Raw genomic sequence first — 14,493 nt, forward strand, 5'->3', positions numbered from 1 at the left:
CGATTTCCGGGGCGTTTTCTATTTTTATACTATGACATCATTCATTACCCAAATCCTTCAGGAGTTGCTTTCCCGTAAGGTTTCCTTATCAGATTACACCTTTATATTACCCAGTAAAAGAGCGGGATCATACTTAATTTCCCAGCTTGCCAGCTTGTCGGGCAAACCTGCTTTTGCACCCAAAGTTATGAGCATTGAGGATTTTGCAGAAGATATGTCCGGTTTAAAAGCCATTGATAATACAGCTGCACTATTTGAATTCTATTCGGTGTATTTAAAATGTACGCCTAAAGATAAAGTGGAGAATTTCGACACTTTTGCTTCTTGGGCACAAACTCTGCTGTATGATTTCAATGAAATAGACAGGTACCTTATCGATTACAGATCCTTCTTCGACTACTTGTCCGATATTCAGGAAATAAATCACTGGTCTGTACAGGAAGAGAAAACTCCTATAATGGAGAATTACCTCTCGTTTTGGCGCAAAATTCCCGAATATTATGAGGAGCTTAAAAGCTCTCTTGAACAACAAAATCTTGCTTACCAGGGGATGGTGTATCGAAGAGCTTCAGAAAAAATTGAAAGTTATATTCAGCAAAATAAGAATCCACATATATTTCTGGGTTTTAATGCACTAAATAATGCGGAACAGGAAATCTTGCAGAAAATGAATGCTTCGGGAGTGGCAGAGATCTTCTGGGATATTGATGAAGTCTTCCTGAAGGATCCTCAGCATGATGCTTCCCTGTTTATGCGCAGATATCAGAAGGAATGGCTGCATTACCGGGAGCAACCTTTTAATTATGTTTCCAATAACTTCAGCGGAAATAAGAATATTAAAATGATAGGAGTGCCGGGGAATGTAGGACAGGCAAAGTATGTGGGGGAATTGCTGGCAAAACTCAAACCAGAAGACATTGGAAAAACCGCAGTAGTTCTGGGGGATGAAGGTTTACTGCTTCCGGTGCTTAATTCTCTGCCGGGAAATGTGGAAGAGATCAATGTCACCATGGGGTTTCCTTTGACCAGTGCACCGGTGACTTCCTTGTTCGATCAATTGCTCAAGATGCATTCCACCGCCTCACAGGAATTGTATTATAAGGATGTAATTGCTATAAGTAATCATCCACTGATTCAAAAAGTAACTTCAGGATTTTCCAGGATCATTTCTGGAAAGATTCAACAGGAAAATCTGGTGTATTTTTCCCGGCAAACATTGATAAACTTTATTCCGGAAAAATATAGAGAGCTCTTCAGTCTTTGTTTTGAGGATTGGAAGAACAATCCTGGCTTGGCAGTTGCTCAATTGCAGAAATTGATCTTCAGTATAAAAGATCACCTCGATAAAGAGAAAGATCAACTCACACTGGAATTTCTTTTTCAATATAACCTGTTGTTCAATAAATTGGATAACCTGCTGGAAACCTATGCCCACATAAAAACTATTAAATCTCTGTCTGCGATCTACAAAGAACTTGTTGCGACGCAAACGGTAGATTTTAGGGGGAAGCCTTTTACCGGGCTGCAGCTAATGGGAATGCTCGAATCACGGGTGCTTGATTTTGAAAATGTCATTATCACATCAGTGAATGAGGGCGTGTTGCCCGCGGGGAAAAGCAGTAATTCCTTTATTCCCTATGACCTTAAATGCTCCTATAACCTGCCTACCTACAAAGAAAAAGATGCGGTGTATACCTATCATTTCTATCATCTCATGCAGCGCGCCAAAAATGTGTACCTGCTTTATAATACCGAAAGCGACGGACTTAGTGCCGGTGAAAAAAGCCGGTTTTTGTTGCAACTAGAGATGGAAAAACAGGAGGCGCATCACATTCAAAAACTCACTGTAGCTCCTAAAGTACCCGCTATTAGTCGGCCGCTTCAGTCGGTTGAGAAGACTCCGGAAATTATTGAAAAGATAAAATATCTTGCAGGTCGAGGTTTCTCGCCCTCTGCATTGACAACATACATCAGGAATCCCCTGGATTTTTATCACCAGTATATTCTGGGCATTAAAGATCGGGAAGAAGTGGAGGAAACGGTGGCATATAATACCTTGGGGACCGTGGTTCATGATACTTTGGAGGTTTTTTATAAGGAATGGGAGAAGAAACAAGTTTCAATTGATGCCCTGAAAGAAGCTATTAAAAGAACCCCGGATGAGATCGCAGTACAATTCAGGAAATCGTATACCCAAGAGCCGCTTACCAAAGGTAAAAATTTGCTCATTTTTGAGGTAGCAAAGCGATATGTAGTAAACCTCCTGAAAATGGATATCAGAGATTTACAGGAAGGGAACTCTTTAAAAGTGGTGGAGATCGAAAGTGACCTTAGAACAGAAATTCCTGTTGAAAACCTGGATTTTCCGGTGTACATCCGTGGTAAAGTGGATCGGGTAGATGAATTCAACGGAAAGGTGCGGGTAATTGATTACAAGACCGGAAATGTCCAGCAGAATCAGGTAGAGATTGCAGATTGGGAAGATTTAACGACGGATTATAATAAGTACGGAAAAACCTTTCAGATTTTGACCTACGCCTGTATGCTGAATGAGCAACAGCCGTTTAAAAAGCCGATAGAAGCCGGAATCATTTCCTTTAAAAATCTGCAAAACGGTTTCCTGAGGTTCAATAAAAAGGATAAGCCGGGGCGTGGCGCCAGTAAAAATCCCGATATCGACCGTGAAGTACTGGAGTTCTACAAAACACAATTGAAAAAATTAATAGAAGAAATATGTGATCCGGAAACAGCATTTCTGGAGAAAGAAATTCCCACATCATCATGGTAATAAAAAAAGCAAAGAATATAGCTCTTATAGGCAAACATGGCAGACCGGTGGTAACCGATGTTTATTATTCAGATAAAGAAGAAAAGAAACCGGTACTTATTTTTAGCCACGGCTACAAAGGTTTTAAGGACTGGGGTGCCTGGAATTTAATGGCCGAAGAATTTGCGAGAAATGGATTTATGCTCGTTAAATTCAACTTTTCCTTCAATGGAGGTACATTAGAAGACCCTATTGATTTCCCCGACCTTGATGCTTTTGGAGAAAATACGTTCATTAAGGAACTGGATGACCTTGAGGTAGTTTTAAACTGGATTACCGGACAGGACTTTCCCTATGCTGAATTTTCTGCTGTTTCTAATATTTCCCTGATGGGGCATTCCCGTGGTGGAGGAACAGTCATTGTAAAAGCTGCGGAAGACAGCCGTGTAAAGAAGCTAATCACGCTGGCTTCTGTGAGTGATTTTGGCAATAGATTTCCTTCGGGAGCCCAGCTGGAGGCATGGAAAGAAAACGGAATTGCCTATGTTGAAAATGGCCGTACCAGGCAGCAAATGCCACATTTATATGAGTTCTACACTAATTTTAAGGAGAATGAAGAAAGGCTGACTATTTCCAGGGCAGCAAAGGAGCTGAAAATTCCTTTTCTTATTATCCACGGAACTGAAGATCCTACAGTTGATGTTGATAACGCCAGGCATCTGAAAGAATGGAACCCAGATGCCGATTTATTCCTCCTGGAGGGCAGTAATCATGCGTTTGAAGCCTCGCATCCGTGGGAAGAAGAAACCCTTCCAGAAGCTTTTAAAAAGATCATTGAGAGAATCACTGCTTTTATCAAAGATGAGTAATCAGGCTTCTGAAAAATTTTTGGTTTAATAGTAAAGAGGCTGTCTAAAAACTTTAAATTGTCATTCTGAATTTATTTTAGAATCTCATTATTTTGATTTTAGAATTTATTAGAACCTGAAACAAGCTCAGGTTGACGTAAAAAATAATTTTATACAGCCTCTTTTGTGTTTTCAGTAAATAATATATAAATAACAAAAGACTCGGTAGTAAATGTTTTCCCGATGGTTTTATTCCGCAGCCAGAACCACTAAATGTGATTTCCAGGAAGCAGGAATGTCATTGATGTCATACACATTTAAACCTTCGTTTACCACAATGTTTTCTTCCGGAACAAGTGTTTCATTTAAGAATTCGGTATCGAGCTTGTACATTGCTCCGGTTGCAGGATCTACTATTAGCATTCCAACCAAACCACCAAAAAGTATATTTCCGAAATACCAGCCATCCAGTTTAAAATCTATAGGAGCTGTTTTACTTTGATATCCGTTTTTTTCGAATTTGACCTGGTACCGGGCTTTAGAAAAGAATCCGGAGCTGGCGTTTAACTTTAGTGAGGCAGGAGTATTGCCAGAGAAAATTTCCACTCCTTTTTTATCTGTAATGGTGATTTTAGCTTCAGAAGGAGTACTGTTAATGGAAATTGGATAACTGGATTTACTTACGATGCTGGCACAACTGCTGGCCAGAAAGCAAGTAGCAATAAGAATAGTGTAAAACTTTTTCATAAAAGTGATTGTGTTAGAGTGCCTACTTCAGAGATGTGTTGGCTTTTCGGCTTGGTCCCAATTTATAGTAATCATAGGTAATACCCATGGTTCCATACTATTTAAAAGGTTCAAAGTGAAAAGTTGTAGGGGAGACTCCTCTACGATCGGCGAAAGATACCGAAAGATTGAACGCTGCGAATTAACATAACTTTTATAAAAATAACAAATCTTTAAGATAAATTATTTCTTACGTTATAAGCTGTGCATTGTGGCATTAGATCGGATCAATCTCAAAAGTTGTGGAGGAATTTAAGGAAAGGCTGCTAATAAAAAAACCACCGCGTTTGCAGTGGTTTTTGTGGAGAATATCGGAGTCGAACCGATGACCTTTTGGCTGCCAGCCAAACGCTCTAGCCAGCTGAGCTAATCCCCCGGATAACATTGAATTTTAATTCAACGTGGCAAATGTACCAAATTATTTAATACAAGGAAAGTGTTTATTTTCTTTCTATGAATTAATTTTGAGGCAAATAATTTTAAGATGATTCAATTAGCTGAGGCGTCACATCTTTCCGAAATAAAACAACTTACTGAAGCATGTGCTAAAGCCATGCAGGAAAAAGGTATTTTGCAGTGGAATGAATTCTATCCTTCCAGTGAAAAACTTTCGCACGATATTGAAAAGGAGGAATTATATCTGCTGAAAAAGGAAGGGGTTATAATTGGAATTATCGTTCTGACGCCGGAAATGGATGAGGAATATGTACCAATTCAATGGCTGACTTCCAACAGTGAAAATCTATATGTTCACCGACTTGCCACGCATCCGTCTATTTGGGGAGAGGGCTATGGACAGAACCTAATGGACTTTGCAGAAGCTTTTGCCAGGAAAAATCGGTTTCAATCGGTTAGATTAGATACTTTCAGCCAAAATCTGCGAAATCAGAAGTTCTATGAAGCAAGAGGATATAAGCGGCTGGGGAAGATATATTTTCCGAAGCAAAGCGGACATCCGTTCTATTGCTATGAATTAGTTTTATAGTTTTGTTTGTGGTTACGTAAGTCTATTTAAGATCAATCCTGCAGGTCAAAAAATTACGGTAAACAATCGATTGCGACCATTTGTTAAAATTCTTTTGATGATACTTCCCGGACAAGGAATCACTCTTCTTGAGGATTCCCAACTTTCTTTCCATTTTCTCATCTGAAATTTTCCATGTGTGAAAATTTGCTATCCTATCCAATAAGTAAAAATTACTACCTGAATGACTTTTCAAAAATGTTAATCTAGTGTTTTGAAAATCATCAAGCTACCAAACGAATTTCTGGAATTATTGAACCTATGAGGTGGAAAACCCCAAGCTTTATGGGTAATGCTTCAAAATTTATAGACAGTTGCAACAAAAGTGTTACTGCTTTTACATGAGGGCAAATATATTTGTTATCTAAGAATCATAGGTTTTAACTTTATTTTATAAATCAATCGATTTCGTAAATAACATTTCCTCAAACATTTTTTGTGAAGACGAAAAGGGATTTTACGAATCACAACTCGTACTTAAATAAAATTCGGCAATGACAAATTATTTATTAAGTCAATTAAGCTCTAAGATCCGTAAGATTTATTTCTTCGTATTTATGAGCCTGATTAGTTTTACTGCGTTTGCACAAACTACTACAGTTTCAGGAACTGTTTCTGATGAGACCGGTCCGTTACCGGGAGTATCTATTGTGCTAAAAGGAACCAATAACGGAGTAGTTACAGATTTTGATGGGAACTACGTAATAGACAATGTTCCGCCAGATGGAATACTTGTTTTTAGCTATGTGGGCTTTAAAACAAGAGAAATACCTGTTGATAACAGATCTGAAATAAATATGGATCTGGAAACAGATGTTTCTTCATTAGATGAAGTAGTTGTAGTAGGGTATGGTACCATGAAAAGAAGTGATGTGACTGGAGCAATGGTTTCTGTTTCCAGTGAGTCTATCGAGGAATCTGTTCCCACCACTATTGATCAGGTATTACAGGGGCGTGCTGCAGGGGTGCAGATACAGCAGAACAGTGGTGCACCAGGTGCGAGTTCTTCTATCCGAATCAGGGGTATAAGTTCCATTACCGGATCTAATGAACCAATTTTTGTGATTGACGGGGTCATCGTTGATAGTAATACAGGACAGGGCGGCCAGAATGCTTTTGCATCCATTAACCCATCTGATATTCTTTCTATTGATATCCTAAAAGATGCTTCTGCTACAGCAATCTATGGATCGAGGGCTGCGAACGGGGTTATTCTTATCACCACTAAAAGGGGAAGAGATGGAGCAACTATTATTACGTTAGACAGTTATGTCGGTTTTCAGGAGTTGCCAAATACTTTGGACCTGCTGAATCTTCAGGAATACGCTATTCATAAAAATACCAGATCCGATCTTGATATTGTAGAGCAGGATCCAAATTTTATACGTCCAGATTTATTAGGTGAAGGTACCGACTGGCAGGATGAGATGTTTACAAAGGCAATGATGCAAAGTTACAACCTGTCCATTTCAGGAGGGAATGAGAAAACCAACTATGCCATGAGTATAGGGTATCTTGATCAGGAAGGGATAGCACTTGGATCTTCTTTTGACAGGCTAAACCTTAGAGGAACTTTTGATTCTCAGGTAAAAGATTATTTAAGAACCGGAATTAATTTCGCATTCAATAATATCAATCAAACCACCACATTTTCAGATGAAGCATTAATCGTTACAGCTTTAAAACAGACGCCTAATGTTGCCGTTCGTAATTCTGAAGGAACTTTTGATGGTCCTGTTACAGACGAATTTGTACAGAATAACCCGGTTGGTCTGGCAAGCATTAGGGAAAACAGCAATGAAAGTGCAGGAATCAGGGCAAATACTTTTGCTGAACTTGATATTACGGAAGGTCTGCAATTAAGATCGGAATATTCTATAGATTATGGATTCTCCAATGCGTACTTGTTCAACCCTTCCTATAGGTTTGGTGCAATTGTAAACGATATTAGAGAAGGTAGCAGAACTAAGAATTATAATAAGTATTATAATTTCCGGAATGTATTGACCTATGACCGCACATTTGGAATTCATAGTATTAATGCCATGTTGGGACAGGAATATCAGGAATCATTTTTTGAAAATCTGTACGGTTACCGTACCGGCTATCTTACCAACGGGGCTACAGATTTAAATGCAGGAGATGCATCCACGGCCCGAAACTCAAATGCCAGTTTTAAAAGTGCCTTAAATTCTTATTTCGCACGAGCTTTCTACTCCTTTGATGACCGGTATTTATTGACCGCCACCATACGATATGACGGTTCGTCAAAATTTGCCAAAGAAAATCGCTGGGGATGGTTTCCCTCTGCTGCATTAGCCTGGAGAATTTCTAATGAGGAATTTATGGAAGACAATGCATATATCAACAATCTTAAACTTAGACTGGGATATGGAGCTGTTGGAAACCAGAGTGTTCCAAACTATGCATTTACCTCTATTTATGCAGCATCCCCAACTCCTTTTGGAGCTGGATTGCTTGCTGCAAACACTGCCAACCCAGATCTGCAATGGGAAACTACTTATTCAAGTAACGTAGGTATAGATCTTAATATGTTCAATAACCGCTTAGAGTTTATTGCCGATGTGTATTACAAGAAAACGGAGGATTTATTACTTCTGGCTCCCTACCCCGATTACTCCGGAACCTCGGGAGTAGGTGCTACCTCTGCTCCTTATGTAAATATTGGTTCTCTTGAAAATAAGGGTGTGGAATTAACGCTGAATACAGTAAATATAGACACCGAAGATTTTACGTGGAGAACGAACCTGGTATTTACTGCCAACAGAAACAAGGTTTTAGCCCTTGCCACCGATACCGGTATTTTAAACCGGACTCTGCAGGAGGGATCTGATATTACTATTGTGACAAGGACGGCAGTTGGAAAACCCATTGGTCAGTTTTATGGATACAAGGTAATTGGCCGATTTGAAGATGCTACAGACTTTTATTACAGAAATGATGAAGGTGAAATAGTACCTACTGCCTTACCTGAAGGTTTGGGAATTGGAGAAAATGAGGTCTGGATCGGAGATTATATATTTGAGGATATCAATGAAGATGGAGTTATTAACGAACAGGATCGTGACTATATAGGTAATCCATTACCAGATTTTAGTTATGGTATTGGAAATTCCTTCAGTTACAAAGGATTTGACCTGAATGTTCAGCTTTCGGGGGTATATGGAAATGAAGTGGTAAATTACCAAAGAAGGTTTTTAGAAAATCCGAGGGAAAACACCAATTTATTACAGTCAGCTCTTGGATATGCCGAACTGGGATTAATTGATCCTGATGGTCCTACAGATTATAGAAACGTTCAGATAGTAGGAGGTGACCCTTATATGCCAAGGATCGCGGCTTCTTCAGCAGCTTCTACCTCCAATTACAGGTATAGTAACAGGTTCCTGGAAGATGGCTCTTATTTACGAATTCAGAATATTTCATTTGGCTATAACCTGCCTCGAAATTTCATTGAAAAATTCGGACTTCTTAACGTCAAGTTATACACCAACCTTCAGAATGTTTACACCTTTACTAAATACTCAGGTTTTGATCCGGAAGTAGGATCAATTAATCAGGATGCTCTTTTAACAGGTATAGATAATGGACGTTATCCTTCCCCTCGTATTTATACCCTGGGGTTAAATGTCAACTTTTAAAAAAAAATTACTATGCGAACAAATAAAATATTAAACAAGCTTCTTATAGCAACCCTATTCATCGGTTCTTACAGCTGTAGCGATGATTTAGATATTGAACCAAATGACCAGATAGCAAGAGAAAATTTCTTCCAGTCTGAACAGGATTTTCAGGCTGCAACGGCGCCTTTATACAACCGGGTCTGGTTTTCTTTTAATGACAAATTCTATTTTGGACTGGGAGATGGTCGATCATACAATCTATATGCTCCCTTTTCAGATTATGTTTATCCCTTCAGTGATCTGACTGAAACAGGATTAACAGGTCCCCTGGTAGAAGCCTGGAGGTCATTCTATATTGTTATTCAGCAGTCAAATAACACCATTGCTGCAATTAATGAAAGTAGTGTGGATGAAGAAATAAAAACCCGTTACATAGCTGAAGCCCGTTTCATGAGAGGGGTTGCATATTGGTACATTGCCTCCTTGTGGGGAGATGCCATTATCACCACCAGCCAGGCGGAAATCATTTCTAACCCTACTGTGAATAAAAGACCAAGAACAGATGTGTTTGAATTTGCCATTAGGGATGTGGAATACGCTGCGAAGCATTTACCCGAGCAGGCAGGACAGGCAGGACGTGTGACTAAATATACTGCCTACGGGATGTTATCACGCCTTTATCTCTCTTACTCAGGATTGAGCACAGGACCAAACAGCGGAACAAGGGACCAGGAACTTCTTGACCTGTCAAAAATGGCTGCTACAAAGGTGATTGATGAAGGGCCTTATTCCTTGATGGACGATTATGCAGAGCTGTTCATGGTTGAGAACAACAATAATCCCGAATCCATGTTTGCCCTGCAGTGGGTTCCTAATGGAGAGTATGGTGTTATTAATCCACACCAGGCGTACTTTGCTCTGGGATCGGAAATTACAGGGGATGATGCGGCATGGGGTTATTACACCCGGGCTTCTTACGATGTTCTGCAGGAGTATGAAAGAAATGATGTGCGACGAAAAGCCACCTGGATGGCAGATGGAGATTTCTATCCGGAAATTAGTCAGGCGAACGGTGGATATCTTGTAGACCATGAGAATACGTATGTGAACGTTAAAAAGGGAGTGGTAGGTTCAACAAAAGATCATCCGGATATTTCAAGGATGAATTCCGGACTGAATACTTACATGTTAAGGCTGGGCGAGGTGTATTTGAATTATGCCGAAGCAGCACTTGGTAATAATGCCTCTACGGGTGATCCTACAGCATTGATGTATGTTAATGAACTACGGGAAAGAGCCGGTTTAGCCCCTAAATCCAATCTTACCTTTGAGGATATTTTTCATGAAAGAAGAGTGGAACTGGCTATGGAAGGTCAATTCTGGTATGATTTGGTAAGATGGTCTTATTATGAGCAACAGGAAGCATTGAATTATATAGATAACCAGGAAAGAGCTGTTATTACTCCATTTACGTATGATTCCGAAACTAATACTGTTTCTGTAGATCCTACAGTTGATGTGACTACTCGGGCTGTTGGAGACATTGATGCAAGTATATTTCTCTTGCCATACCCTGAATCTGAAGTAGTTCAAAATCCACTGCTTAGGGAGGATCCTGTACCTTATGAATTCACTGAAGAACGAATAACTAATGAATTATTCTAATGATAAAATTGATAATAAAAACAAATTCCATATAAGATGAAGGATATTATATTAAACAAAAATTATTGGGGCAGGATTTCCATTTTCGGAATGATCCTTTTCGGGTTACTGCTTACTGCCTGTTCCAGTGATGATGATGTTAGCGGGGGTGAAATTACTGTTGATACCATATATCTTCAGGATGTTGATTCCGATGTTCAGGACAGGGAAGTAAATTTTGCCCGGTTAGGACAGCTGTTGCGCCTGGAAGGCTCCGGTTTTACCGGCCTTAGAAGGGTTTATATCAATGGGTATGAAACTACTTTTAATCCGGTGTATGTTTCAGATACTTCCATGCTTATACAAATTTCTTCAGATACACCCATTATTGAAGCTGAAGAAGATGTACGTAACACGATTCGTTTGGTGAATGATAATTCTGAAACTATTATTGAATTCGAAATCCGGTCTTCGGCCCCGAGCATCAACATAGTTTCCCATACCTTGCCACAGGCAGGGGAAGAAATTACCGTGTATGGTAGTGGCTTGATCGAAGTGAGCAGAGTAGTGTTCCCCGGAGATGTTGAAGTAACTAGTGGAATTACCTATGATGAAGAGGATGGTGAATTCTTTACCGTAACAGTACCTGAAGGAGTGTCCGATGAAGGAGGCTCACTATATGTTGAAACTGCAAATGGTGCAGCGTATTCCCCGGCTTTTTTCCATGTGGAAAGAGGGGTGCTTTTAAATTTCGACGGAAAGGGAGAGCTGGGCGAATTTGGTAATACCATACGTCAAGAACAAATAGAGTCTGAACCTATTGGAGAAGGCAATGTTTCTCAAGGTAGCTACCTGCCAATACGAAACGATACGATCGCATCTTTTGATGCCGGAAAAAATCGTGTCGCAGAGGTCTTTACTTCCGGGAATGAGAGCTGGCGTTCACAAATCACTCCTTTTATCCCGGCAACCACTCCGCTGGAAGAGGTAGGTTTTCAATTCGATATTTATGTTCCGGAAGCCTGGTCTGGCAGTGGATATTTAAAGATTCTGTTGGTAAACAACTTCAATGGAGGCGAATGGACCGGAGGAGTGTATAACTATGTTCCATGGATCGTAGATGGGGAAGTAGTTCCTTTTGAGACCGAAGGCTGGACGACAGTGACCATTCCTTTCACTGACTTTTACTTATTCAGTGACGGAGAAGATTATACCTTCGAAGACCTGCTGCAGTATCGGGAATCTGCTACCTATAAAAACTTCGGGATGTTCTTTGAAAACTCAGATTTTACGCTGGGTGACGTGACAGGATCGAGCAGTGAAGAGGAATTTCCTTCTTCCGAAACCTCTGTCCAGGTCTACACAGATAACTGGCGAATCGTTTCACTGGAAACTCCAACGGTAACAGATTTTCCGGAATAATCAATAAAAAAATACAGAGATGAAACATTTAAAATTTTTATCCGTACTATTTCTTTCTTCCATGATTTTCACCTCATGTGAGGATGATATCATGGAATGGGAAGAGAGACCGGAAGACCAGAGAGTAACAACGGCAGAGCTACCCCTAGAACTGCAGGAAAAGATTAGCAGATATGATGCCCTTAAAACCTATACAGATAATGTGCTGGGAGTGGGAATCATACTTGATCTTTATATGAATGATGAAAATTATCGTTCTATTGTAAATGAAAATTTTGATGAGGTTACAGTAGGTTATGCAATGAAGCATGGTGCTATGGTGAATTCACAGGGAGAAATAAATTTTGGCCCTATTGATGATTTTATAGCTCAAACCAACGAAGCAGGAATAGATGTGTATGGACATACCCTGGTATGGCATGCAAATCAAAATGCAAGTTATTTAAACGGTTTAATAGCCCCAACCGTCATCCCGGGTTCTAGTGGAGCCAGTGCTCTGGATATCTCCGGGCTGCAGGATGAAAGTTTTGATGGATGGGCCAGGAATAATCCCGGTGACGGTATTACCATCGTGGACAATGCAGGATTGGGAGATAATTCAGAAGCGATTCAACTGGTTGCCGGTTCTTCTTCTTCTGAACCTTATGAATTGCAGTTAACAACACCCGAAGTTCCTGTAGTTGCGGGGCATGAATATGAAGTGTCTTTCTATATAAAATCAGATCAACCTGGACAGGGCCGTATCTCTTTCAGTGGATTAGAGGACAACTATCCCTGGAAAGATTGGTATAATACAGGCGGAGACGGTACCGAGGCTTTTGAAACCACTTCACAATGGCAGCAGGTAAAAATTACGGTAAGTGATTTTACCGGCACCAGCTTTGGAATGTCATTTGATCTGGGGTACGAGCCTGGGGTTACTTACTACATTGATGTAGATAATATAAGTGTTGTAGACCTTGATGCTGAGAATGAAACTGTCAACTTGATTACCAACAGTGATTTTGATGCGGGTACTCTGGATCCCTGGGACGGTTGGGGGAATGAATCCACCAGATCGGTTTCTGCAGAAGGGGAAGGCTATGGAGATACAGGGTATGCCATGGTATTGACCAATCCTACAGCAGCTCAGTCATACGAAGCACAACAACTATTTACTTTTGACGAGCCTCTGGAAGAAGGAACCGAGTATACATTTTCCTTTTACATTAAAGCAGATGCCCCGGCTACGCTTCAGGTGGAATTACAAAGTGAGGATTATTCAGCAGATTATTCTGGTGCTATTGAAGTAGGAACGAATTGGACGCAGGTAGTAAGGACCATTACGCCTACGGTTGCAGATCGTCAAAAGTTCATCTTTGACTTTGGAGAATCTGCAACTACCTTTTATATAGATGATGTAGTGTTGACCTCGGGCGAAGTAGCCACAGGAACCCCTCCGGTAATTATTGAAATGTCCGATGAAGAGAAGGCAGAAGTAATAGGCGCTGCTATGGAAGACTGGATTGTAGAGATGGTTACACGTTACACCAATGAAGTAACAGCATGGGATGTTGTCAATGAACCCATGAGAGAAGGTGGTACCCTTCGTGACGGAAATGTAACAGATCCGGCTAGTGATGATTTCTACTGGCAAAAATATCTTGGTAAGGATTATGCCGTAACTGCATTTAATCTGGCCGGGGAACACGCCGAACCTTCAGATGTACTATTTATCAATGACTACAATCTGGAAGCAAGTATGGCAAAACTTGATGGCTTGATAGAGTATGTGCAATATATTGAAAGTCAGGGTACAACCGTGGATGGAATAGGTACGCAAATGCATGTTACCTTAAATACAAGCAGAAAAAACATTGTAGAGATGTTTCAGAAAATGGCAGCTACCGGAAAGATCATTAAAGTTTCCGAACTGGATGTAAGGCTGGGAACGGCTTCCCCAACAGTTGCCCAGTTAGCAGAGCAGGCAGATATGTACAAGTTTATAGTAGATTCTTATAACGAGTACATTCCTTCTGCACAACAATATGGAATTACTATCTGGAATATTTCAGATAACCCAAATGAACATGAATACTGGTTACCCGATGAATCACCAAACCTATGGGATGCAAACTACGAAAGAAAACATGCATATAAAGGGGTAGCCGACGGTCTTGCCGGGCGGGATGTTAGTGAGGATTTCACTGGAGAATTAGATTACTAACGTTTGAATTGGCGATCTAAGAATAGTGACAAAATACCGGGTACAACGCGAGGGCACTGAAAAAGTCTCTCATTTAATTGAATTAAATGAAGACAAAGGAGCAGAAACCGTAGTGTTTCTGCTCCTTTTTTCGTATATTAAATGCTGACAAA

8 protein-coding genes and 1 tRNA gene are annotated in these 14,493 nt (G+C 40.2%); 7 read left to right on the forward strand and 2 right to left on the reverse strand.

Going from position 1 to position 14,493, the window contains the following annotated elements; all coding sequences use genetic code 11:
• Nucleotides 1-31: 31 nt before the first annotated feature.
• Entirely contained in the window at nt 32-2,788 is a 2,757-nt protein-coding gene (locus tag IE056_RS15445) for a PD-(D/E)XK nuclease family protein (RefSeq protein ID WP_189605627.1), read from the forward strand.
• A complete protein-coding gene (locus IE056_RS15450; RefSeq protein ID WP_189605628.1) occupies nt 2,782-3,636 on the forward strand; it encodes an alpha/beta hydrolase family protein in 855 nt (284 codons plus the stop codon). Before IE056_RS15445 ends, IE056_RS15450 begins: the two co-directional genes overlap by 7 nt.
• A gap of 228 nt (nt 3,637-3,864) precedes the next feature.
• On the opposite strand, the gene IE056_RS15455 is transcribed toward IE056_RS15450, so the two are convergent.
• Both IE056_RS15455 and IE056_RS15460 read right to left on the reverse strand, forming a co-directional pair.
• A complete protein-coding gene (locus IE056_RS15455; RefSeq protein WP_189605629.1) occupies nt 3,865-4,362 on the reverse strand; it encodes a hypothetical protein in 498 nt (165 codons plus the stop codon).
• Between the two features lie 341 nt (nt 4,363-4,703).
• A tRNA-Ala gene (locus IE056_RS15460) sits at nt 4,704-4,777 on the reverse strand.
• Between the two features lie 108 nt (nt 4,778-4,885).
• Here IE056_RS15460 and IE056_RS15465 point away from each other — a divergent pair.
• The 5 genes from IE056_RS15465 (at nt 4,886) to IE056_RS15485 (ending at nt 14,341) form a co-directional block, all read left to right on the forward strand.
• Nucleotides 4,886-5,386 (forward strand): GNAT family N-acetyltransferase, encoded by a 501-nt coding sequence (locus tag IE056_RS15465; protein WP_189605630.1) that lies wholly within the window; start codon nt 4,886-4,888, stop codon nt 5,384-5,386.
• Nucleotides 5,387-5,919: 533 nt separating this feature from the next.
• Complete coding sequence (locus IE056_RS15470; protein ID WP_189605631.1) at nt 5,920-9,087, forward strand: SusC/RagA family TonB-linked outer membrane protein; 3,168 nt, start codon at nt 5,920-5,922, stop codon at nt 9,085-9,087.
• A 12-nt stretch (nt 9,088-9,099) separates the two neighbouring features.
• Nucleotides 9,100-10,734 (forward strand): RagB/SusD family nutrient uptake outer membrane protein, encoded by a 1,635-nt coding sequence (locus IE056_RS15475; protein WP_189605632.1) that lies wholly within the window; start codon nt 9,100-9,102, stop codon nt 10,732-10,734.
• Between the two features lie 36 nt (nt 10,735-10,770).
• A complete protein-coding gene (locus IE056_RS15480; protein WP_189605633.1) occupies nt 10,771-12,135 on the forward strand; it encodes a glycan-binding surface protein in 1,365 nt (454 codons plus the stop codon).
• Nucleotides 12,136-12,154: 19 nt separating this feature from the next.
• Nucleotides 12,155-14,341: an endo-1,4-beta-xylanase gene (locus IE056_RS15485; protein WP_189605634.1), complete on the forward strand. Its 2,187-nt coding sequence runs from the start codon at nt 12,155-12,157 to the stop codon at nt 14,339-14,341.
• The last annotated feature ends 152 nt before the right edge of the window (nt 14,342-14,493 follow it).

This window comes from Salinimicrobium marinum (assembly GCF_014651535.1).
Lineage (GTDB): Bacteria > Bacteroidota > Bacteroidia > Flavobacteriales > Flavobacteriaceae > Salinimicrobium > Salinimicrobium marinum.